We start from the raw sequence: 19,175 nt of genomic DNA, 5'->3' as shown, positions 1-19,175 counted from the left end.
CGGCTCGCCCCAGCTTCCCGATACCCAACCGGACAAGTGAGGTACGAGGTGCCCCCAACTCTTCCGTCAGACGACACCCGCGCACTGCTCCAGTCCGTGGTCGACGTGGCACGGGCCATCTTCGTGGCCGCCGCCAGCTCGGTGTTCCTGCTGGACGACGAGGCCGGCGAACTGGTCTTCCAGGCCGTCTCCGGCGAAGGCGAGGACATGCTCGTCGGCACGCGCTTCCCGGCCCACCGCGGCATCGCCGGCTGGGTGGCCTCCTCGGGCCAGGCCATGATCGCCGACGACCTGACCCTGACCCGGGCCTTCGCCCGTGACCTCGCCGAGTCGACGGGCTACGTGCCCAGCGCCCTGATGGCCGCGCCGCTCCTCTCCGAAGGACGGGTCCTCGGCGTCCTGGAGGTCCTCGATCCCTCGCCCCGCCCGCGCGGCGGCCTCCAGGACCTCGACCTGCTCGCCCTGTTCGCCGGACAGGCGGCCATCGCGCTGCGGGTCGCGGGCCGGGCCGCGCCCGGCGCGGGCTCACCGTCCTGGGGCACCACCGACGAGCAGATGATGGACGCCTTCCGCGACTTCCTGCGCCACCGGGCCCATTGACCGCGACGCTCGCGACAAAACGGGCGTGACCATGTCAAATCTGGCCGTATGTGAGGCCGGGTCCGCTCACGGGCCCGGCACCGGCGGCGCGTCCACGGCCGCGTGGCCGGTGACCCGGCGGCCGAACTCGTGGGTGAACCCCGACATGCCGTACGAGGCCATGTGCGCGCTCACCTCACCGGCGGGCGGCATCAGCAGGTTGCACTCGTGCAACTCCTCGACCTCGGAGAACACCTGGTCGTACCGGAACGGCGGGGTGAGGGAGGCGAGGCGCCGGTAGGCGAGCCGCTGCTGCTGCGGCAGGTCCCGCCAGAACGCCTCGTAGCGCTCCCGCAGCACGAGTTCGCCCACCGCCATCTCGTCCAGCAGCGAGGACGCGCCGCTCAGCCGGTCCGCGTAGTCCGCCAGCCGCACATGGCGCAGCGATTCGAGCTTCGCGGCGATGATGCGGACGGCCAGCGGAAGCCCCTCGCAGGAGTGCACTATCCGCCGCGCGGACGCCCGGTCGCTCATCACCCGGCCGAACCCGATGATCCGGCCCAGCAGTTCGGTCGCCTCGGCCTCCTGCAACGCGGGCAGCTCCACCCGGCCCACGGCGTCCAGCCCGCTGAGCCGGTACCGGCTGGTCACCAGCGTGCAACTGGCCCCGGACCCCGGCAGCAGCGGCAGCACGGTCTGCTGCCCCACGGCGTCGTCCAGCACGAGCAGGATCCGCCGGCCCGCCACCCAGGTCCGCCAACGGGCCAGGGCCTGCGCGACGTTCTGCGTGCCGGGCAGCCCCACGCTGTCCAGCAGCGCCCGCAGGACCGAGCCCAGTGAGCGGTTGCCGAGTTCGGTCATGACCAGCCCGTCCGGAAAGGCGTCCGCGAGCAGATGCGCCACGTGCACGGCCAGCGCGGACTTGCCCACCCCGACCGGTCCGGACACCACCATCACCCCGCCCTCACGGCGGCCCCGGAAGTAGCCGAGCGCCCGCTGCACCTCATCGGCCCGTCCTACGAAGTCCGGCAAGGTGCGCGGGAGTTGGTTGCCCGGACCCGGGCGCCGGGCGGACGCGGAGGGCTCCAGCAGGCGGCGGTGCAGCACCGCCAGCGCCGGTCCCGGCGCCACCCCCAACTCCCGCGCCAGGGCCCGTCGTACGGTGTCGAAGTGGGCCGCGGCTTCGCTTCGCCGGCCGGTCGCCGCGAGGGCCGTGATCCAGGCGGCGGCCAGCCGTTCGCGCAGCGGGTGGGAGACGACGTGCTCCTGGAGCCGGTCGAGCACGAGGGGGTGGCCGGCCCGCTCGTTCTCCAGTTCGGCCCACTCCTCCAGGGCCGCCACGTGCATCTCCTGGAGCCGGTCGACGGCCGCGGTCAGATACGGCACGTCACCGAACTCCACCAGGGGTCTGCCCTGCCAGAGGTCGAGCGCCTCGGCGAGCGCGCCGCACGCCGGTTCCGTCTCTCCGTCCCTGGCGTGCCGCCTGCCGGCCCGGGCCCGTTCCTCGAACCGGAGCAGGTCGCACTCCGAAGGATCGAGCCGCAGGAGATAGCCGCCCGGGGTGTGCGTCAGCCGGCCGCCCAGCACGCGCCGCAGCCGGGAGACGTACACCTGAAGGTTCTTGCGCGCGGTCCGCGGCGGCCGGCCGACCCACAGGGCGTCGATCAGGCCGTCGACCGGTAAGACATTGTTGGCCTGGCTGACGAGTAAGGCCAATAACAGACGTGGTTTCGGGCCGCCGAGATCGGCCGCACCTCTCCCGTCGTCGCGCACACACAATTCCCCGAACGCTGTGACCAACCGACTCATGTGTCGACATTGCCACAGCCGAATCTTCTTGGCAGGAGGGTCCGACCAGCAAGTTCCTGCTGTTTAAAGGGGCGAAGTACGCTGTGTCCCGGCGCGGTCGGGCCGCAGCGCGCGGGCGGCGGGTTTGCGATGATGCGAAAGCGGATCAGCGAAGGGCGGCGCCGGGTGCCGGCCGCTCGGACATCCGCCGGGAACTATATGTGTCCCACACCTTTTATCTGCGCCGGATTGCCGCATTCCCGCATCCGGGCCCGCATCGACGGGCGTGTGGTGCGCCGGTGATTTCCGCGGGCAACGGCGCCCCGAAGGAATGCGATGTCACCGGTGCGCACAGGCGGCGTCGGACATGTCCCGTCACTCGCGCACGCCGCACGGCGCCCTGCCGACGGCGGCGGGCCGCGCGAGAAGCACGGGACGACATCCCGCGGGCGATCTCCTCGCCCGCACCGGCACGGCGTCCCGGCCGGGCCGGTGGGCACGTCGTGCCGGTCCGCGCCGCTCCCCGCGGCCACCGCCGGGCGACGCCGTCACCGCGGGGCAGGCCGGCACTGGTACTGGTGGTACCAGGCACATCGGCGACCGGCGGTGTTCACTGGGAGCCATGACGGCGACGGAACTGGGACGGTCCCTGCGGCGCTGGCGCGACCGGGTGGCCCCGGACGCGGCGGGCCTGCCGACAGGCGGTCAGCGGCGGGCGGCCGGGCTTCGGCGCGAGGAGCTGGCGCTGCTGGCCGGGATCTCGGTCGACTACGTCACACGCCTCGAACAGGGCCGGGCCGCCCATCCGTCCGTGCCGGTCGTCGAGGCACTGGCGCGGGCGCTGCGGCTCACCGCGGACGAACGCACCTACCTGTTCGGGCTGGCGGGCCTGGTGCCGCCGGGTCCGGACGTGGTGCCCGGGTATCTGACGCCCAGCGTGCAGCGGCTGCTGGACCGGCTCTCCGGTACTCCGGTCGCCGTCTCCGACGCCGCCATGACGCTCCTGGTGACCAACCCGATGTACGGGGCGCTGATGGGCGACCCGTCCGGCCTGCGCGGCTTCGAACGCAACGGCGTCTGGCGGAACTTCCTCGGCCGGCCGAGCAGGGTGCGGCACACTCCTCCGGAGCGGCGCGCCTTCGAGACCGGCATGGTCGCCGAGCTGCGCTCGACGGCCGCCCGCTATCCGGCCGACCGTCAGCTGCACCGCATGATCGCCGAGCTGCGCGCCGGGAGCGAGCGGTTCGCGGAGCTGTGGGACGCGGGGGTCGTCGGGCGGCTGGAGGCGTCGCACAAGACGATCGAGCATCCGCACGTGGGTCTGCTCACCCTGGACTGCGACCAGCTCCGGGTCGAGCAGCACGACCTGCGCATCCTCGTGTACTCGGCCGAGCCGGGCACCGAGGCCGCCGAGAAACTGGAGCTGATCTCGGTGCTCGGCACCCAGAGCCTGGCCGGGCGGCACTGACCCCCGGCACCCCAGACCCACGGTCCGGCCCCGGCCGCCCGCCCGCACCCCGCCCCTACGCCTCGCCCGGGCGCGGCTCAGGAGTCCGCCGGGTCCGCGGCGACCGCGGAGGCCCCGGCGTTGTAGCGGGTGAGAAGTCCGCGCAGGGCCCGGACCTCGCCGGCGGCCCAGCCGTCGGTGCGGGCGTCGACCTCCCGGTACATCAGGGCGTCGGCGCGGGCGAGAAGCTCCCGGCCGAGGTCGCTGGGCCGGAGCAGCCGGGCCCGGTGGTCCTGCGGATCGGCCTCCCGCACCACGAGGCCGGCGCGTTGCAGCGCGGTGACCTGGCGGCTGATCGTCGACTTGTTGAGGCCGTAGAGCCCGACCAGGTCCGTCGCGCGGGCCCCGTCGCGGGCGTCCATCTCGGACAGCAGGGAGTAGTCGACGAAGCTCAGGTCCGGGTGGAGCCGTTCGGCGTTGCCCCGGAAGCGCCGGGAGAGGGTCACCAGCTCCCGGACCAGTCCGCGGATCTCCGTGTCGTCGTCGGCCACGCGCGTGTCCCTTCGTAACGTCCCGGGCTGCCGCCTCGGAGTTTCATTTTGCAACAGAGGACCGGCCGACTTACAGTAGTCCTGTTGCATTATGCAACTGAGCATCGAGACCGCACCCGCCGGTCGGGCGTCCCGGAACGCCGAGCCGAGGGCAGGTGCGCGGCATTCAGTCCCCTTAGTGTCGTTATGTCCGACATGGGGACGCGAGAGGCAGGCAAGGGTCATGCGCATCGAGGACGTCGTCCGCACACCGAGCACACCACTGGACGCCCCGGCCTTTCCGGTGGGCCCGTACCGGTTCACCGACCGCGAGTATCTGAACATCACCTACCGCACGGATCCCGACGCCCTGCGGCGGGTCGTCCCGGAACCGCTGCGGGTGACGGAGCCGCTGGTCCGCTTCGAGGTCATGCGGATGCCGGACGTCACCGGGCTGGGCGACTACACGGAGTCGGGCCAGCTCGCCGTCGTGGAGTTCGAGGGCGAGACGGGCGAGTACAGCCTGTCCATGTACGTGGACAACTTCCCCGCGATCGCCAGCGGACGGGAGATCGGCGCCTTCCCGAAGAAGCTCGGCCGCCCGCGGCTCTACGTCGACCAGGACACCCTGGTCGGCACCCTGGACTACGGTTCGCTGCCCGTCGCCCGCGCGACGATGGGCTACAAGCACCGGCCGCTGGACGCGGAGCAGGCCCGCGAGGAGCTGACGCAGCCGACGTTCATGCTCAAGAAGCTCCCGCACTACGACGGCACGCCCCGCATCTGCGAGCTGGTCCGGACCCGGATCGACGACCTCACCGTCAAGGGCGCCTGGAGCGGACCCGCCCGGCTGCAGCTGCTCGCCCACGCCCTGGCCCCGCTCGCCGACCTGCCGGTCCTGGAGATCGTCTCCGCCTCGCACCTCCTCACCGACCTGACCCTGGGCCGCGCGCGGGTCGTCCACGACTACCTGGCCTGACCCGCTCCCCCGCCCTCACCCCCACGCACCGGCACCCCGCGCCCTCGCGCTCGCGCGCCGATCAGAAGACAAGCAGCCGATCAGAAGAGAAGCAGGAGTTCCGCATGTCCCAGAACGACAGCATCGCCGGGATCCGCAACGCCACCGTGGTCGGCGGAGGCGTCATCGGCGCCTCCTGGACCGCGCTGTTCCTGGCCCGCGGTCTGTCCGTCACCGTGAGCGACCCGCAGCCCGGCGTCGACGAGGCCGTACGCACCTACGTCGCGCAGGCCACGCCCGCGCTGAAGGCGCTCGGACTGGACACCTCGTCGCTCACCGCGCGGCTGTCCTTCGAACCGGATCTGGCCACCGCGGTCCGCGACGCGGATCTGGTGCAGGAGAACGGCCCCGAGCGGCTGGAACTCAAGCACGAGATCTGGCAGACCATCGAGGGCAGCGCACCGGCCGGTGCCCTGTTCGCCACCTCCACCTCGGGCATTCCCGCCACCGAGATCGCCACCGCTCTCAAGGACCCGGCCCGGCTCGTCGTCGGGCACCCCTTCAACCCGCCGCACCTGGTGCCGCTGGTGGAGGTCGTGCCGGGCGCGCGGACCTCGCAGGAGACGGTCGAGCGCGCCCGCGCCTTCTACCGCGACCTCGGCAAGCGACCGCAGGTGGTGCGCAAGGAGGTGCCCGGCTTCGTCGCCAACCGGCTGCAGGCGGCGATCTTCCGCGAGTGCGTGCACCTGGTGACCGAGGGCGTCGTCACCATGGCGGAACTGGACGACATCGTCACCTCGTCCATCGGCCAGCGCTGGGCCGTCGCGGGCCCCTTCCGCTCCTTCCACCTCGGCGGCGGGGAGGGCGGGCTGCCGCACTTCATGAGCCACCTCGGCGTCGGCATGGAGCGGCGCTGGGCCGACATGGTCAAGGAGAAGGTGGCCTTCGACGAGGCCACCCGGCAGTTGCTCACCGAGCAGGCCGAGGAGTTCGGCGGCACCGTCGACGAACTCGCCGCCGAACGCGACCGCCGGCAGATCGCCGTGATGCGGGCGCTCGGCGAGACCTTCGACGCCTGACCCGCCGCCGTCCCGGCACCTGGCGACCAGCACCCGCACCCGCACCCGCACCCGCGACACCACGGAGATCACGGATTCCATGAGCGCCGAAGAACTCACCGAACGCATCCAGAAGACCCTCGCCTCCCCGGCCACCTCGGACGACGGTTTCGACATCCACGAGGCCCTGCGCGAGGTCCTCGCCTCGGTGGGCCTGCACCCCGGGGACAGCGGCGGCCGGATCACCTTCGTCGGTGCCGACCCGGTCGTCCCCAGCATCATGCGGCTGGGCGCCGTACCGGCCCTCGGCATGACCGCCAAGTCGGTCGCCCTGGCCGCCCTGTGGCAGCGCCGGACCGGCGAGGGCCAGGACATCACCATGGACCTGCGCAAGGCCCCGCACCGGCTGTGCCCCTTCTACGACAAGAAGTGGGAGCTGCTCAACGGCTACCCCGGCGGCACGCCCTCGGACCCGGTCAACCCGCTCGGTTTCGACTTCTACCAGACCCGCGACGGCCGCTGGGTCATGCCGCTGAACCCCTATCCGAAGATCAAGAACGCCGTCTACAAGCTGCTCCGCACCTGGCCCGAGAAGCAGGCGGTGGCGGACGCCGTCTCCAAGTGGAACGCCGCCGACCTGGAGCAGGCGGGCGAGGAGATCGGCGTGGTGATGCCCATGCTGCGCACCACCGAGGAGTTCCTGCGCGAGCCCGCGTACGAGTACATCGCCGGGCAGCCGCTGATCAAGGTCGAGAAGATCGGCGACAGCGAGCCCGAACCGCTCTCCGCGTCGGCCGCCCAGCCGCTGTCCGGCGTACGGGCCCTCGGCATGGGCCACATCATCGCCGGTGCCGGAGTCGGCCGGGACCTGGCGCAGCACGGCGCGGACGTGCTGAACATCTGGCGGCCCAACGAGCTGGAGCACGAGTCCACCTACAACACCGCCAACGTCGGCGTGCGCTCCACCACCATCGACCCGTACGGCGTCGAAGGTCAGGCCAGGATCCGCGAACTCCTGCGCGGTGCCGACATCTTCTACGCCAACCGCCGTCCCGGCTACCTGGAGAAGATCGGCCTCACCGCCGAGGAGGCGGCGGCCGTCCGGCCCGGCATCATCCACATCAGCATCTACCTCGCCGGCGAGACCGGCCCCTGGGCCCACCGCGTCGGCTTCGACCAGACCGCGGGCGCGCTCAGCGGCATCATGCTCATGGAGGGCGAGGACGGCGTCGGGGCCGGGCCGACGAGTACGCCGGCCCTGCCGTACATCAGCGTCGTCAACGACTACGTCCTGTCCTGGCTGGCGACGACCGGTGCGCTCGCCGCGCTGATGCGCCGCGCCACCGAGGGCGGCAGCTACCGGGTCACCCTCAACCTGACCCGCATCGCCACCTGGATCCTCAGCCTCGGCGTCTTCGACCGCGACTACGCGCACGCGACCGCGCTCGACCCCGACCCCGCCTCCCCGCACGCCTACCTGGACCCCGACACCTTCACCGCCGACACGCCCTGCGGCCACTACCAGGGCGTCACCGACCAGGTCGTCATGTCCCGCACCCCCGGCCGCTTCCGCGACGTCCTCCTCCCCCGCGGCGGCAGCGCCCCGCTGTGGCTCCCCCAGCCCAACTGACCGTCACGCACCGGCAATCCGCTCTCCCCCGTCGAACAGCCGCCAGTGCCCCTCGGAGACGACCTCGACACCGTCGTCGGTCACCTTCAGGGCGGTCCGGGCATCGATGGCGTACGCCGGGCCACCTGCCGTGGCGGCCCAGCGTTCCGCCTCGGCCATGCTGTTCTCCGGGGAGTCCGGGCTGTCGAGGTGCGGGAAGAGGCAGAAATCGACGAGCCCCAGGGCGCCGTCGTCACCGGAGAGCGGCCAGCCCAGCAGCTCGACCAGTGCCGCCATGATGCTCGCATTGGTGACACCGGAGTCCGTGAGCAGAAGTCGCATGACATCTCCCTTGATCGAAGGGCCCGTTGGCACCGGACGTGCCGTGTTCCGTGGGCGCGGGCGGGACCGCGGAGTGCAGCCTGGCAGATCGGGCTCACCGGACCTACCCGCGTCCGTCGGGCACTCCCTCGCCCGGTAGCGTGCGGCAGCATGATGCGTGTCTGGGTGCTGCCTCTGCTGCTGGTGTTCTGTGGTGCGGGTGTCGCGGCCGGATGGTGGTCCGGAGGGAGTCCGGGCGCGGCCGTGGTGGGGCTGGTGGTGTTTGTGGGGCTCGCGTGGGTCTGCTCGCCTCTGGTCTTCCCGAGGTCGGTCGGTGCGCAGGAGGCGCGGCGGCTCAGCGCGCTCGACGGCAGGCCCGTCGTCTTCTGGCGGCCGGGCTGCACGTACTGCATGCGCCTGCGGATCAGGCTCGGCCGCCGGGCCCGCCACCTGCACTGGGTCGACATCTGGCGCGACCCGGCGGGAGCCGCGGCCGTGCGCGCGGTCAACGAGGGCAACGAGACCGTGCCGACCGTGTTCGTGGACGGCCGGCCGCACACCAACCCCGATCCTGCCTGGGTGCGCGAGCTGCTCTCCCGTTCCGCGTGAGCGCACCCGCACCCGGTGGGCGAGAGGGACCGGGACGGTTCAGGTGCCCGGCGGGCTTCGCTGGGTCACACTGGTCACAGGGCCGGGAGCCGGCGGGCCGTGCCGCAGTCCCGCTCTCGGCGCGCGGTACGAGCGTCACCCGGCAACCGTTCCGCGGAGCCGGACGGCGTACCGCTCGGCTGAGAGAAGCGTGTCATGGTCGACGAGGACCGGCCTTCCGGAGTGGTGCACAGCGTGTTCGCGCTCGTCCGTGTGCTGGGCGAGGCGCCGGGCCCCCTCGGGGTCACCGAGCTGGCCTCTGCCGTGGGCATGCCGAAGACGACGGCGCACCGGCTGCTGGAGCAGCTGGCCCGCGAGGACGTCGTCACGCGCCGCGACCACAAGTGGGCGCTCGCACCCGGCTTCGGAACGCTGATGCCGGCCGGGCCGCCGCTCTCACCGCTGGCGGCCGCCGCCCGCCCCCGGCTGAACGCGCTGGCCCGGGCCACGGGCGCGAGCGTCTTCCTGCACCGCATGTCGGACGGTGTCCTGGACACCGTGTACTGCGCGCACGGCTCCCTGATGGCCCCGCTCTTCCCCGCGTCGGAACAGCGCCTGGCCGCGGTGCACCCGGCCGCCTCCCTCTGGCGCGCCCTGCGGTCCGGGCAGGTGGCGGCCGAGTACCAGGAGGTCCGACCGGACTGCCTGTGCATCGCCGCGCCCGCCCTCCTGCCCTCGGGCGAAACGGTCGTCGCCTCACTCGCTCGGCCGGACGACCATGAGGTGGAGTCCCTGAAGCGTCCTCTGGAGCGGGTCGTCGCGCTGATCCTGTCGGACGAGCGCCGCACGGAACGCTGAGCCGCGGGTCCTTCACCACGCCGGGCGGGTCCCGGCGAGCGCCGCCCGGTAGGCCTTCTCCAGCAGGCCGACCATGGTCCGGATCTCCTCGCCGGTGCTGACGAGCGGCGGTGCCACGATGACGGTGTCGCCGACGGCCCGTACCAGCAGCCCGTGCTCGACCGCCTCGGCCATGACCCGGGCGCCCCACTCGCCCTCGGGCAGGCCTCCGGCACCCGTGACGAAGGTGACCGCGGCCAGGAATCCGTATCCCCTGACGTCCCTGACGCACGCCTCGCCGCGGAACGCGTCGGCGAGGGCGGTCATCAGCGTGGGCGCCGTCTCCCGTACGTGCCCGGGAATGTCCTCCTCCACGACGATGGCGAGCGCCTCACGGGCGACGGCCGCCGCCACCGGATGTCCCGAATAGGTGAAGCCGTGGCCGAACGCGCCGACATCCGGCGACCGGTCGGCGATGGTGTCCATGACGCGCTGTCCGACCATCACGGCGGAGATCGGCGCGTACGCGGAGGACAGCCCTTTCGCCAGGGTGATCAGGTCGGGGGCGAGGCCGAATTCGGTGGTGGCGAACATCGATCCGGTGCGTCCGAAGCCGGTCACGACCTCGTCGAGGACGAACAGGATGTCGTGGCGGGCGAGGACCTCCTGGACGCGCGGGTAGTAGCTGGGCGGCGGAATGATCAGCCCGCCCGCGCCGAGGATCGGTTCGGCGATGAACGCGGCGATGGTGTCGGGGCCCTCGTGTTCGATGAGCCGTTCCAGGCGGCCGACGAGCCGGTCGACGAAACGGTCCTCCGACAGGCCCTCGCGGAGGGGCCCGTGCGGATCGGGGCAGGCCACCGTGACGAAGGACGGCAGCGGGAGGCCGAATCCCCGGTGGACGAAGTCCAGACCGGTCGCGGAACCGGCGGCCACGGTCGTGCCGTGGTACCCCCGCTCCTGGGAGATGACCGTGGACCGTCCGTAACGGCCGAGGCACCGGTGGTAGTACCACGCCAGTTTGAAGGCGCTGTCGTTGGCCTCCGCACCCGAGTTCGCGAAGAAGGTACGGCCCATGGGCAGCGGTGCCAGCCGGGCGAGATCGTCGGCGAGGGCCAGGGCGACGTCGGCGGTGCGGTGCGCGAAGGACGCGAAGAACGGCAGCCGCGCCATCTGCCGCTCGGCCGCCCGCACCAGCCGGGGCTGGCTGTATCCCAGGTTGGTGCAGAGCATTCCGGAGGTGGCGTCGAGATAGGAACGCCCTTCGCGGTCCCACACGGTGAGGCCTTCGCCCCGGACGATCACGTGCGGTTCGGTGGTCAGCGCGGGCGGTGTGTGCGGTTCCAGCAGGGTGGTCGGGTGGAAAGCCATGGCGATTCTCCTCGTACGCGCGGAGGAAGGAGGAACGGGCAACGTGCGCGGGCTCCGGAAAGCGGGAACCGCGAGCCGTTTCCTCGATGAGAATCCGCGGGGCGCTCCGGTTCAAAGGGTGTTCCGGCCAGCGGAACAGGCGCCCGGCATTCCCTCACGGCGTGGCTCCCGCCGCCGGTTCCGCTGACCGGAACGCGCATGGTCCGGCGGCCGGTACGGCTGTCCCCTGAGGTATGGAAAAGAACACCGAGGAATTCGCATTCATCGTCGTGGGCGGCGGGACCGCCGGGAGTGTGATCGCCGCCCGGCTCTCCGAGGACCCGGGCACCCGGGTGCTGCTGCTCGAAGCGGGCTCGGCGCACACCGCGGCCGCGACGGCGCTGCCGTCGCAGTGGCCGACGCTCCTTCAGACGGACGCCGTCTGGGGCGATCTGACGGTCCCGCAGCGGGCGAACGGCCGCCGCGTGCCGCTCCCCCGCGGGCGCGCGCTGGGCGGTGGCTCGGCCGTCAACGGGATGAACCACGTGCGCGGCCACCGCTCCGGCTACGACGTGTGGGCGCAGGCGGCCGGGGCGGACTGGTCGTTCGAGGGTCTGCTGCCGTGCTTCCGACGCAGTGAGAGCACCGTCGGAAAGGACCCGGCGCTGCGCGGGACCGACGGCCCCCTCTCCGTTGGACCGGCCGACCCTCCGCATCCGCTCGTCGCGGCCCTGCTCGACGGAGCGGCCGAGTGCGGGCACCGGCGCGCCGCCGACATCAGCGGCGGTACGGAGGAGGGGTTCGGCTGGTCGGACCTGAACATCGTCGGCGGCAGGCGGCAGAGCGCGGCCGACGCCTACCTGACGCCCGCCGTGCGGCGCACCAACCTGACGGTGGTGACAGGCGCCCAGGCGCACCGGCTGCTCATCAGCCGCGGGCGCTGCACGGGAGTGGAGTACCGCACCGCGGCCGGCCCGGTGTCGGTGCGCTGTTCCGGCGAGGTGGTCCTCACCGCGGGCACCATCGGGTCGGCGCACCTGCTGCTGCTCTCCGGCATCGGTCCCGGGCGGCACCTGCGCCGTACGGGCGTGGAGGTCGTGGCAGACCTGCCCGGTGTGGGAGAGAACCTGCACGACCATCCGCTCGCCTACCTCGCCTACCGGTCACGTCGGCCGGTCCCGCCGGGCGCGAACAACCACGGTGAGGCGTTCGGTCTGGTCCGCAGCCGGCCGGGACTCGACGGCCCCGACCTCCAGATCCTCTTCATCGACGTGGCGCGGGGCGATCCGGCCGCGGCCCGGACCGGGACGGAAGGCGGGTACAGCGTCGCCGTGTCCGCGATCACGCCCCGCAGCCGCGGGACCATCCGTCTCGCGAGCGCGGATCCGGGCGTTCCGCCTCTGGTGGATCCCGACTACTACGGCGACGGGACGGACGTCGACACCGCGGTACGGGGGCTGCGTCTGGCCCGGGACATCGGTGAGTCCGGCGCGCTCGACGCGTGGCGCGCGGGCGAGGCCGTGCCGGGGCCGGCGACGACGGGCACGGCCGCACTGCGGGCCTACGTGCTCGGCACCCCGGCGTCGTACTACCACCCCGTCGGCACCTGCCGCATGGGCGCGGACCCGTCGGCCGTCGTCGACGGCGAACTGCGTCTGCGCGGTGTCGGCGGGCTGCGGGTGGCCGACGCCTCCGTCATCCCGTCCATTCCCTCGGCCAACACCAACGCCACCGTCTGCGCCGTCGCCGAGCGGGCCGCCGAGCTGCTCCGGTACGGCGGCCGCCGGGATCCGGGCCGGACCAGCCCGTAGCCGGCGCCCGGCCGGAGTCCCGCGCGCGGTCGTGCGATGCGCACGCGGCCGTGGTCAACGCGCCCTGCGGGGCGGGGTGAAGACGTACAGGTCGAGGATGTCGGGGCACGGGGCGACGCCGGGGCCGCCCGCCCGTACCCAGCGGGCGACGTCCTCGGTGGCGTCGGGGTCGTTGACGAGGCCGAGCCAGACCGGGCGGGCGCCGGTGGCGCGGGCGGCGGCGGAGGGCTGGACGACGATCACGTTGGCGTGCTCGCAGACGTCGAGGCAGTCCGAGACGCGCAGCGGGACCTGCCCGGCCAGGTCGGCGACCTGTCGCGCGTGGTCCACCCCGGGCACCTTGGACGTGCCGCAGCAGCAGTCCCGGCAGACGACGACGCGGCTCGGCGCCGGTCCCGCGTGGGTCTGCTCCGTACGGTCCCCGGCGGGGCGCTGGTCGGACGTCACGGGTCGTGCTCCTCTTCCGGAAGAATCATTCCGCCGTACGGTCACCTGGTGCCCTCGGTGACCGGGTACGGCACGAACATGCTGGTGTCCTGGTCGATGCGCAGCGGCCGGCCGAGCGGCGGCGCGGCCCGCTGGGGGCAGTCGAGGCGTTCGCAGACGCGGCAGCCCATGCCGATGGGTGTGGCGGCGGCGGTGCCGCTCAGGTCCAGGCCGTCGGAGTAGACGAGGCGGTGGGCGTGGCGGATCTCGCAGCCGAGGCCGACGGCGAAGGTCTTGCCGGGCTCGCCCCAGCCGCCGCGGTGCCGGGTGACCGCGCGGGCGGTCCACAAGTAGCGCTGTCCGTCGGGCATCTCGGCGATCTGGACGTGGATGCGGCCGGGTGCGGCGAACGCCTCGTAGACGTTCCACAGCGGGCAGGTGCCGCCGGCCCGCGAGAAGTGGAAGCCGGTCGCCGACTGGCGCTTGGAGAGGTTGCCCGCCCGGTCGACGCGGACGAAGGAGAAGGGAACGCCGCGCAGCCTGGGCCGTTGGAGGGTGCTGAGGCGGTGGCAGACCGTCTCGTAGCCGAGGCCGTACCGGTCGGTGAGGCGTTCGATGTCGTAGCGCGCTTCCTCGGCGGCCGCGTGGAAGGCGGCGTACGGCAGGATCAACGCGGCGGCGAAGTAGTTGGCGATGCCGATGCGTGCCAGGGCGTGGGTGGGTGAGCCGCGCTCGAAGTCCTCGTCGGCCAACTGGTCGAGGCCGTCGGCGTGTTCCAGCAGGGCCAGCTGGGTCGCCATGCGGAAGGCGCGCTGGCCGGGCCGCAGCCGGTGGGACAGGTGGAGGGTGCGGGTCTTCGCGTCGTAGCGGTGCAGCCGGTCCCCGGTCTCCGTGGCGAGCCGGATGCCGTGGGAGGCGGCGAGTCTGGCGGTCAGCGCGCCGACGACCTCGCCGGGACGGATGCCGATCTCGGCGGCGAGACGTTCGGCCGCGAGGTCGGTGTCGTGCAGGTAGTTCTGGCGGCGGTAGAAGAAGTCCCGGATCTCCTCGTGCGGCGAGGCGGCCGATCCGCGGTCCACGTCCCGGCCGTCCGCCGCGCCGGCCAGCCGCTCGGAGAGCCGCTGGTTGCGGCGGCCGAGGTCGACCAGGACCTGGGCGACGGCGGGCAACCGCCCGGCGAGGTCGGCGAGTTCGGCCGCGGAGACCCGGGCGTCGGCGATCTCCCCGGCGAGCGCCTCGCGCAGGTCGGCCACCAGCCGGGTGGCGTCGCGCTCGGAGAAGAACCCCGGGTCGACCCCGAAGGCCTCCGTCAGGCGCAGCAGGACGGGGACGGTGAGCGGGCGGGAGTCGTGCTCCATCTGGTTCAGGTAGCTCGGCGAGATGCCCAGCAGCCGCGCGAGTTCGGCCTGGCTCATCCGGCGCTCCTCGCGCAGCCGCCGCAGCCGCGCGCCCGCAAACGTCTTGCCCACCGACCACTCCTCCGCACCGAGCACTGGATCCGGCCAGCTTACGGGACAGCGACCTTCGGCAACTCTTCGCAAGATTGGCAAAACGCGGCGCGAAGATTCGCAGAAGTTGGCATTGGTCCACGGTTGCTGGCACTCAGTGCCAGTGCCAGAGTCGTAGTGCGGCCCGCCGGACCCGGCAGCCACCGCCCGGAACCGGGGTCCGATTCTCCGCCCTGACGTCGGAGATCCCGGCCTCCACGGCGGTTCACGTCGACAGCATTGCTCGGCTTCGCCCTCCGGGGCGACGGCGGGCCGCACCTCAATGAAACGACACGCAGTGCCACCCCCGTGGTGTTCCGACGGCGGGATTGGCAACCGGCACAGACCGAGGAGACGGTGACAGTCATGGCAGAAGCGAGGACGCAGGCGGCCGAGGATCTGGCGCGGCGCTGGGCCACCGACCCGCGCTGGCAGGGCATCGAGCGCACCTACCGTGCCGAGGACGTCGTACGGCTCTCCGGCTCCGTCCGCGAGGAGGCCACCCTGGCCCGGCGCGGCGCCGAGCGGCTGTGGCGCCAGCTGCACGAGCAGGACTACGTCCACGCCCTCGGCGCGCTCACCGGCGGCCAGGCCGTGCAGCAGGTCAAGGCCGGTCTGCAGGCCATCTACCTGTCCGGCTGGCAGGTCGCCGCCGACGCCAACCAGGCCGGGCACACCTACCCCGACCAGAGCCTCTACCCCGCCAACTCCGTTCCGCAGGTGGTCCGTCGGATCAACAACGCGCTGCTGCGCGCCGACCAGATCGCCACCGCCGAGAACGCGGGCGACACCACCGACTGGCTGGCGCCGATCGTCGCCGACGCGGAGGCCGGCTTCGGCGGTCCGCTGAACGCGTTCGAGCTGACCAAGGCGATGATCGCGGCGGGCGCGGCCGGCATCCACTACGAGGACCAGCTCGCCTCCGAGAAGAAGTGCGGCCACCTCGGCGGCAAGGTCCTGGTGCCGACCTCGCAGCACATCCGCACCCTCAACGCGGCCCGCCTCGCCGCCGACATCGCCGACGTGCCGACCCTGGTCATCGCCCGCACCGACGCCCTGGCCGCCACGCTCCTGACCACCGACGTGGACGAGCGCGACGCCGAGTTCGTCACCGGCGAGCGCACCTCCGAAGGCTTCTACCGGGTCCGCAACGGCATGGCGCCGGTCATCGCGCGCGGCCTCGCCTACGCCCCGTACGCGGACCTGATCTGGGTCGAGACCGGCACGCCCGACCTGGCGCAGGCCCGCGAGTTCGCCGAGGCGATCCACGCCCGGTACCCGGACCAGATGCTCGCCTACAACTGCTCGCCGTCCTTCAACTGGAAGGCCGCCCTGGACGACGACCAGATCGCCAAGTTCCAGCGCGAGCTGGGCGCGATGGGCTACCGCTTCCAGTTCATCACCCTGGCCGGGTTCCACTCCCTGAACCACGGCATGTTCGACCTGGCCCGCGGCTACGCCGAACACGGCATGACCGCCTACGTCGACCTCCAGGAGAGGGAGTTCGCCGCGCAGGCTCAGGGCTTCACCGCGGTCAAGCACCAGCGCGAGGTCGGCACCGGTTACTTCGACCTCGTCTCCACCGCCGTCAACCCCGCCTCCTCCACGACCGCGCTGGCCGGGTCCACGGAGGAGGAGCAGTTCCACTAGGCAGCACCTGAGCCCGGCCCCGGCCATGACCGGGGCCGGGCGGCAACCCCCGTAAGCCCGCTCCCCGTTCAGGAGTTGCGATGTCCACCACCCTCGCGCAGAACGTCCGTGTCCTGGCCGCGCCGGGCACCCGGCACGACGAGATCCTCACCCCCGCCGCCCTGGACTTCGTCGGCCGGCTCGCCGCCGAGTTCGGTGAACGCCGCGAGGGTCTGCTGAAGGAACGCCGGCGGCAGGCAATCCGGCTCGCGGCCGGCTCCCCGCTCGACTTCCCCATGGTCACGGCCGCCGTCCGCGCCGACCGCGGCTGGCGGGTGGCCCCGCCCGCGCCCGGTCTGGCCGACCGCCGTGTCGAGATCACCGGCCCGCCCGAGCGGCGCATGGCCGTCAACGCCCTCAACTCCGGCGCGAGCGTGTGGATGGCGGACTTCGAGGACGCCACGGCGCCGACCTGGGACAACCTCGTCTCCGGGCAGCTCGTCCTGCTGGACGCGATCGAGCGGCGCATCGACTTCACGACCGAGGAGGGCAAGGAGTACCGCCTGGGCGACAGCGACCGGCCGGCCACCATCATGGTCCGGCCGCGGGGCTGGCACCTGGACGAGGAGCACCTGGAGTACGATGGCCGGCCCGTGCCCGCCGCCCTCGTCGACTTCGGCCTGTACTTCTTCCACTGCGCGCAGCGGCAGATCGACGCCGGGTACGGCCCGTACTTCTACCTCCCCAAGCTGGAGAACCGCTACGAGGCCCGGCTGTGGAACGACGTCTTCGTCCTCGCCCAGGAGCTTCTCGGAATCCCGCGGGGTACGGTCCGCGCCACCGTCCTGATCGAGACGATCACCGCCGCCTTCGAGATGGAGGAGATCCTCCACGAACTGCGCGAGCACAGCGCCGGCCTCAACGCGGGCCGCTGGGACTACCTGTTCAGCGTCATCAAGACCTTCGGCCACCGCACCGACTTCCTCCTCCCCGACCGCGCCAAGGTCACGATGACCGCCCCCTTCATGCGGGCCTACACCGAACTCCTCGTCCGCACCTGCCACCGCCGCGGCGCCCACGCCATCGGCGGCATGGCCGCCCAGGTCCCCGCCAAGGACCCCGCCGCGAACGAGGCCGTCCTGGCCGCCGTACGCCTGGACAAGGAACGCGAGGCCGAGGACGGCTTCGACGGCTCCTGGGTCGCCCACCCCGGACTGGTCCAGGTCTGCCGCACGGCCTTCGACGGCGTCCTCGGCGACCGGCCCGACCAGCGCGACCGCACCCGCGAGGACGTCGACGTCACCCCCGCCGACCTGCTGTCCGTGCGCCGGATCAGCGGCCCTCCCAGCCCCGAGGGCGTCCGCACCAACGTCTCCGTGGCGCTGCGGTACTACGCCGCCTGGCTGCGGGGGCAGGGTGCCGTGGCACTGGACGGGCTGATGGAGGACGCCGCGACCGCGGAGATCGCCCGGGTGCAGATCTGGCAGTGGCTGCGCCACCGGGTCGTCGACCGCCGGACCGTGGAGCAGATCCTCGACGACGAGATCGCCGCGCTCGGAGCCGACTATCCGTGGGCACCGGTCGACGACATCCGCGGCCTCTTCGAACGGACGGCGATGACCGGCGAGTTGCCGCTCTTCTTCACCCCGGACGCCTACTCCCGGCACCTCGTGCGCCGGCCGGAGGTCCGGGCATGAGCGCGGGCCTCACCCGTATCGGCGTGGTCGGCGGCGGCCAGATGGGCGCCGGGATCGCCGAGGTGTGCGCACGGGCCGGGCTCGACACCGTCGTCTGCGAGGTCGACGCGATCGCCGCCCGCGCGGCCCGCGACCGGATCACCGCATCGCTCGACCGGGCGGTCGGCCGCGGGAAACTGGAGCGGGACGCGGCACGGGACGCGCTCGCCCGGACGGCGTTCACCGGCAGCCTGGACGACCTCGCCGACCGGCAGCTCGTCATCGAGGCCGTCATCGAGAACCCCGCGGCCAAGACGGAGGTCTTCGCCGCCCTCGACAAGACCGTCGAGGACCCCGAGGCCGTCCTGGCCACCAACACCTCCTCGCTGCCGGTCATGCGCCTGGGCATGGCGACCGGCCGGGCGGACCGGGTGGTGGGCCTGCACTTCTTCAACCCGGTCCCGGTCCTGCCCCTCGTCGAGGTGGTCACCTCCCTGCACACGTCGGCCGGGACGACCGCCCTGGTCGAGGACTTCGCGGCCCGCTCGCTCGGCAAGACGGTCATCAGGTCCCAGGACCGGGCGGGCTTCGTCGTCAACGCACTGCTCGTCCCCTACCTCCTCTCGGCCGTCCGAATGGCCGAATCCGGCTTCGCCACCGCGGCCGACATCGACGCCGGGATGGAACTGGGCTGCGCCCACCCCATGGGGCCGCTCAGACTCGCCGACCTGATCGGCCTGGACACCGTCGCCTCGATCGCGGAGTCCCTGTACGACGAGTTCCGCGAACCCCTGTACGCCCCGCCGCCGCTGCTCCAGCGGATGGTCGAGGCAGGACTCCTCGGCCGGAAGACAGGCCGCGGATTCCACACCTACGGCCAGGACTGAGGGCCTGGTCCGACGCGGGCCGAGGGGCCCGCACCGCCGTACGGGGATGAGGGTCCCCGCACGGTGCGACTGGAAAAGGGCGGGAAGCGCGAGGGTGGCGCTTCCCGCCCTCCGGCCATTCCACTCGTGTCCTGTGTCACCTTCCGCATCGTGGACGGCGCGCTTCACCGCCGGGCGATACCCCCTAGGGTGGT

At 72.5% G+C, this 19,175-nt stretch carries 17 protein-coding genes; 11 read left to right on the top strand and 6 right to left on the bottom strand.

Going from position 1 to position 19,175, the window contains the following annotated elements; translation table 11 throughout:
• Positions 1 to 48 precede the first annotated feature (48 nt).
• Positions 49 to 600, top strand: coding sequence for a GAF domain-containing protein (locus ACIQOE_RS22470; protein ID WP_401413227.1), 552 nt, complete (start codon positions 49 to 51; stop codon positions 598 to 600).
• 66 nt (positions 601 to 666) lie between these two features.
• Here ACIQOE_RS22470 and ACIQOE_RS22465 read toward each other — a convergent pair whose 3' ends face one another.
• Entirely contained in the window at positions 667 to 2,388 is a 1,722-nt protein-coding gene (locus ACIQOE_RS22465; protein WP_351324081.1) for a BTAD domain-containing putative transcriptional regulator, read from the bottom strand.
• A gap of 601 nt (positions 2,389 to 2,989) precedes the next feature.
• On the opposite strand from ACIQOE_RS22465, the gene ACIQOE_RS22460 reads away from it, so the two are divergent.
• The gene (locus tag ACIQOE_RS22460; protein WP_351324079.1) at positions 2,990 to 3,835 is read left to right on the top strand and encodes a helix-turn-helix transcriptional regulator; all 846 of its coding nucleotides are present in this window, start codon (positions 2,990 to 2,992) and stop codon (positions 3,833 to 3,835) included.
• A gap of 77 nt (positions 3,836 to 3,912) precedes the next feature.
• Here ACIQOE_RS22460 and ACIQOE_RS22455 read toward each other — a convergent pair whose 3' ends face one another.
• Entirely contained in the window at positions 3,913 to 4,365 is a 453-nt protein-coding gene (locus ACIQOE_RS22455; RefSeq protein ID WP_401413225.1) for a MarR family winged helix-turn-helix transcriptional regulator, read from the bottom strand.
• 223 nt (positions 4,366 to 4,588) lie between these two features.
• Between ACIQOE_RS22455 and ACIQOE_RS22450 the strand changes: the two genes are divergently transcribed.
• The 3 genes from ACIQOE_RS22450 (at position 4,589) to ACIQOE_RS22440 (ending at position 7,990) form a co-directional block, all read left to right on the top strand.
• Positions 4,589 to 5,323, top strand: a complete 735-nt coding sequence (locus ACIQOE_RS22450) for an acetoacetate decarboxylase (RefSeq protein ID WP_351324075.1) — start codon at positions 4,589 to 4,591, stop codon at positions 5,321 to 5,323.
• 104 nt (positions 5,324 to 5,427) lie between these two features.
• On the top strand, positions 5,428 to 6,381 hold the full coding sequence (locus ACIQOE_RS22445) for a 3-hydroxyacyl-CoA dehydrogenase NAD-binding domain-containing protein (protein ID WP_401413222.1): 954 nt from the start codon (positions 5,428 to 5,430) through the stop codon (positions 6,379 to 6,381).
• A 79-nt stretch (positions 6,382 to 6,460) separates the two neighbouring features.
• Positions 6,461 to 7,990: a CoA transferase gene (locus ACIQOE_RS22440; protein WP_351324072.1), complete on the top strand. Its 1,530-nt coding sequence runs from the start codon at positions 6,461 to 6,463 to the stop codon at positions 7,988 to 7,990.
• Between the two features lie 3 nt (positions 7,991 to 7,993).
• Here ACIQOE_RS22440 and ACIQOE_RS22435 read toward each other — a convergent pair whose 3' ends face one another.
• Positions 7,994 to 8,311 (bottom strand): hypothetical protein, encoded by a 318-nt coding sequence (locus ACIQOE_RS22435; RefSeq protein WP_401413220.1) that lies wholly within the window; start codon positions 8,309 to 8,311, stop codon positions 7,994 to 7,996.
• A 150-nt stretch (positions 8,312 to 8,461) separates the two neighbouring features.
• On the opposite strand from ACIQOE_RS22435, the gene ACIQOE_RS22430 reads away from it, so the two are divergent.
• Positions 8,462 to 8,899 carry a glutaredoxin domain-containing protein gene (locus ACIQOE_RS22430; RefSeq protein WP_365559971.1) on the top strand — a complete coding sequence of 146 codons (438 nt, stop codon included), beginning with the start codon at positions 8,462 to 8,464 and terminating at the stop codon, positions 8,897 to 8,899.
• A gap of 195 nt (positions 8,900 to 9,094) precedes the next feature.
• A complete protein-coding gene (locus ACIQOE_RS22425; RefSeq protein WP_351324066.1) occupies positions 9,095 to 9,736 on the top strand; it encodes a helix-turn-helix domain-containing protein in 642 nt (213 codons plus the stop codon).
• 12 nt (positions 9,737 to 9,748) lie between these two features.
• Here the strand turns inward: ACIQOE_RS22425 and ACIQOE_RS22420 are convergent, their stop codons facing one another.
• Positions 9,749 to 11,086 (bottom strand): aminotransferase class III-fold pyridoxal phosphate-dependent enzyme, encoded by a 1,338-nt coding sequence (locus ACIQOE_RS22420; protein ID WP_401413215.1) that lies wholly within the window; start codon positions 11,084 to 11,086, stop codon positions 9,749 to 9,751.
• A gap of 233 nt (positions 11,087 to 11,319) precedes the next feature.
• Here ACIQOE_RS22420 and ACIQOE_RS22415 point away from each other — a divergent pair, with 233 nt between their 5' ends.
• Positions 11,320 to 12,876, top strand: coding sequence for a GMC family oxidoreductase N-terminal domain-containing protein (locus ACIQOE_RS22415; protein WP_365559967.1), 1,557 nt, complete (start codon positions 11,320 to 11,322; stop codon positions 12,874 to 12,876).
• A 54-nt stretch (positions 12,877 to 12,930) separates the two neighbouring features.
• On the opposite strand, the gene ACIQOE_RS22410 is transcribed toward ACIQOE_RS22415, so the two are convergent.
• Both ACIQOE_RS22410 and ACIQOE_RS22405 read right to left on the bottom strand, forming a co-directional pair.
• Positions 12,931 to 13,323, bottom strand: coding sequence for a (2Fe-2S) ferredoxin domain-containing protein (locus ACIQOE_RS22410; RefSeq protein ID WP_351324062.1), 393 nt, complete (start codon positions 13,321 to 13,323; stop codon positions 12,931 to 12,933).
• Positions 13,324 to 13,364: 41 nt separating this feature from the next.
• On the bottom strand, positions 13,365 to 14,771 hold the full coding sequence (locus ACIQOE_RS22405; RefSeq protein ID WP_365559965.1) for a short-chain fatty acyl-CoA regulator family protein: 1,407 nt from the start codon (positions 14,769 to 14,771) through the stop codon (positions 13,365 to 13,367).
• A gap of 384 nt (positions 14,772 to 15,155) precedes the next feature.
• On the opposite strand from ACIQOE_RS22405, the gene aceA reads away from it, so the two are divergent.
• From aceA to ACIQOE_RS22390, 3 genes are all read left to right on the top strand, one after another.
• A complete protein-coding gene (aceA, locus tag ACIQOE_RS22400; protein ID WP_401413211.1) occupies positions 15,156 to 16,439 on the top strand; it encodes an isocitrate lyase in 1,284 nt (427 codons plus the stop codon).
• A gap of 80 nt (positions 16,440 to 16,519) precedes the next feature.
• Entirely contained in the window at positions 16,520 to 18,115 is a 1,596-nt protein-coding gene (gene aceB, locus ACIQOE_RS22395) for a malate synthase A (RefSeq protein ID WP_401413209.1), read from the top strand.
• Entirely contained in the window at positions 18,112 to 18,981 is an 870-nt protein-coding gene (locus ACIQOE_RS22390) for a 3-hydroxybutyryl-CoA dehydrogenase (RefSeq protein WP_351324057.1), read from the top strand. The genes aceB and ACIQOE_RS22390 overlap by 4 nt, the downstream gene beginning before the upstream one ends.
• The last annotated feature ends 194 nt before the right edge of the window (positions 18,982 to 19,175 follow it).

Origin of the sequence: Streptomyces sp. NPDC091282, assembly GCF_044757385.1 — a bacterium.
Taxonomy (GTDB): domain Bacteria; phylum Actinomycetota; class Actinomycetes; order Streptomycetales; family Streptomycetaceae; genus Streptomyces; species Streptomyces gramineus.
This window is presented reverse-complemented; position numbering and strand designations above follow the sequence as displayed.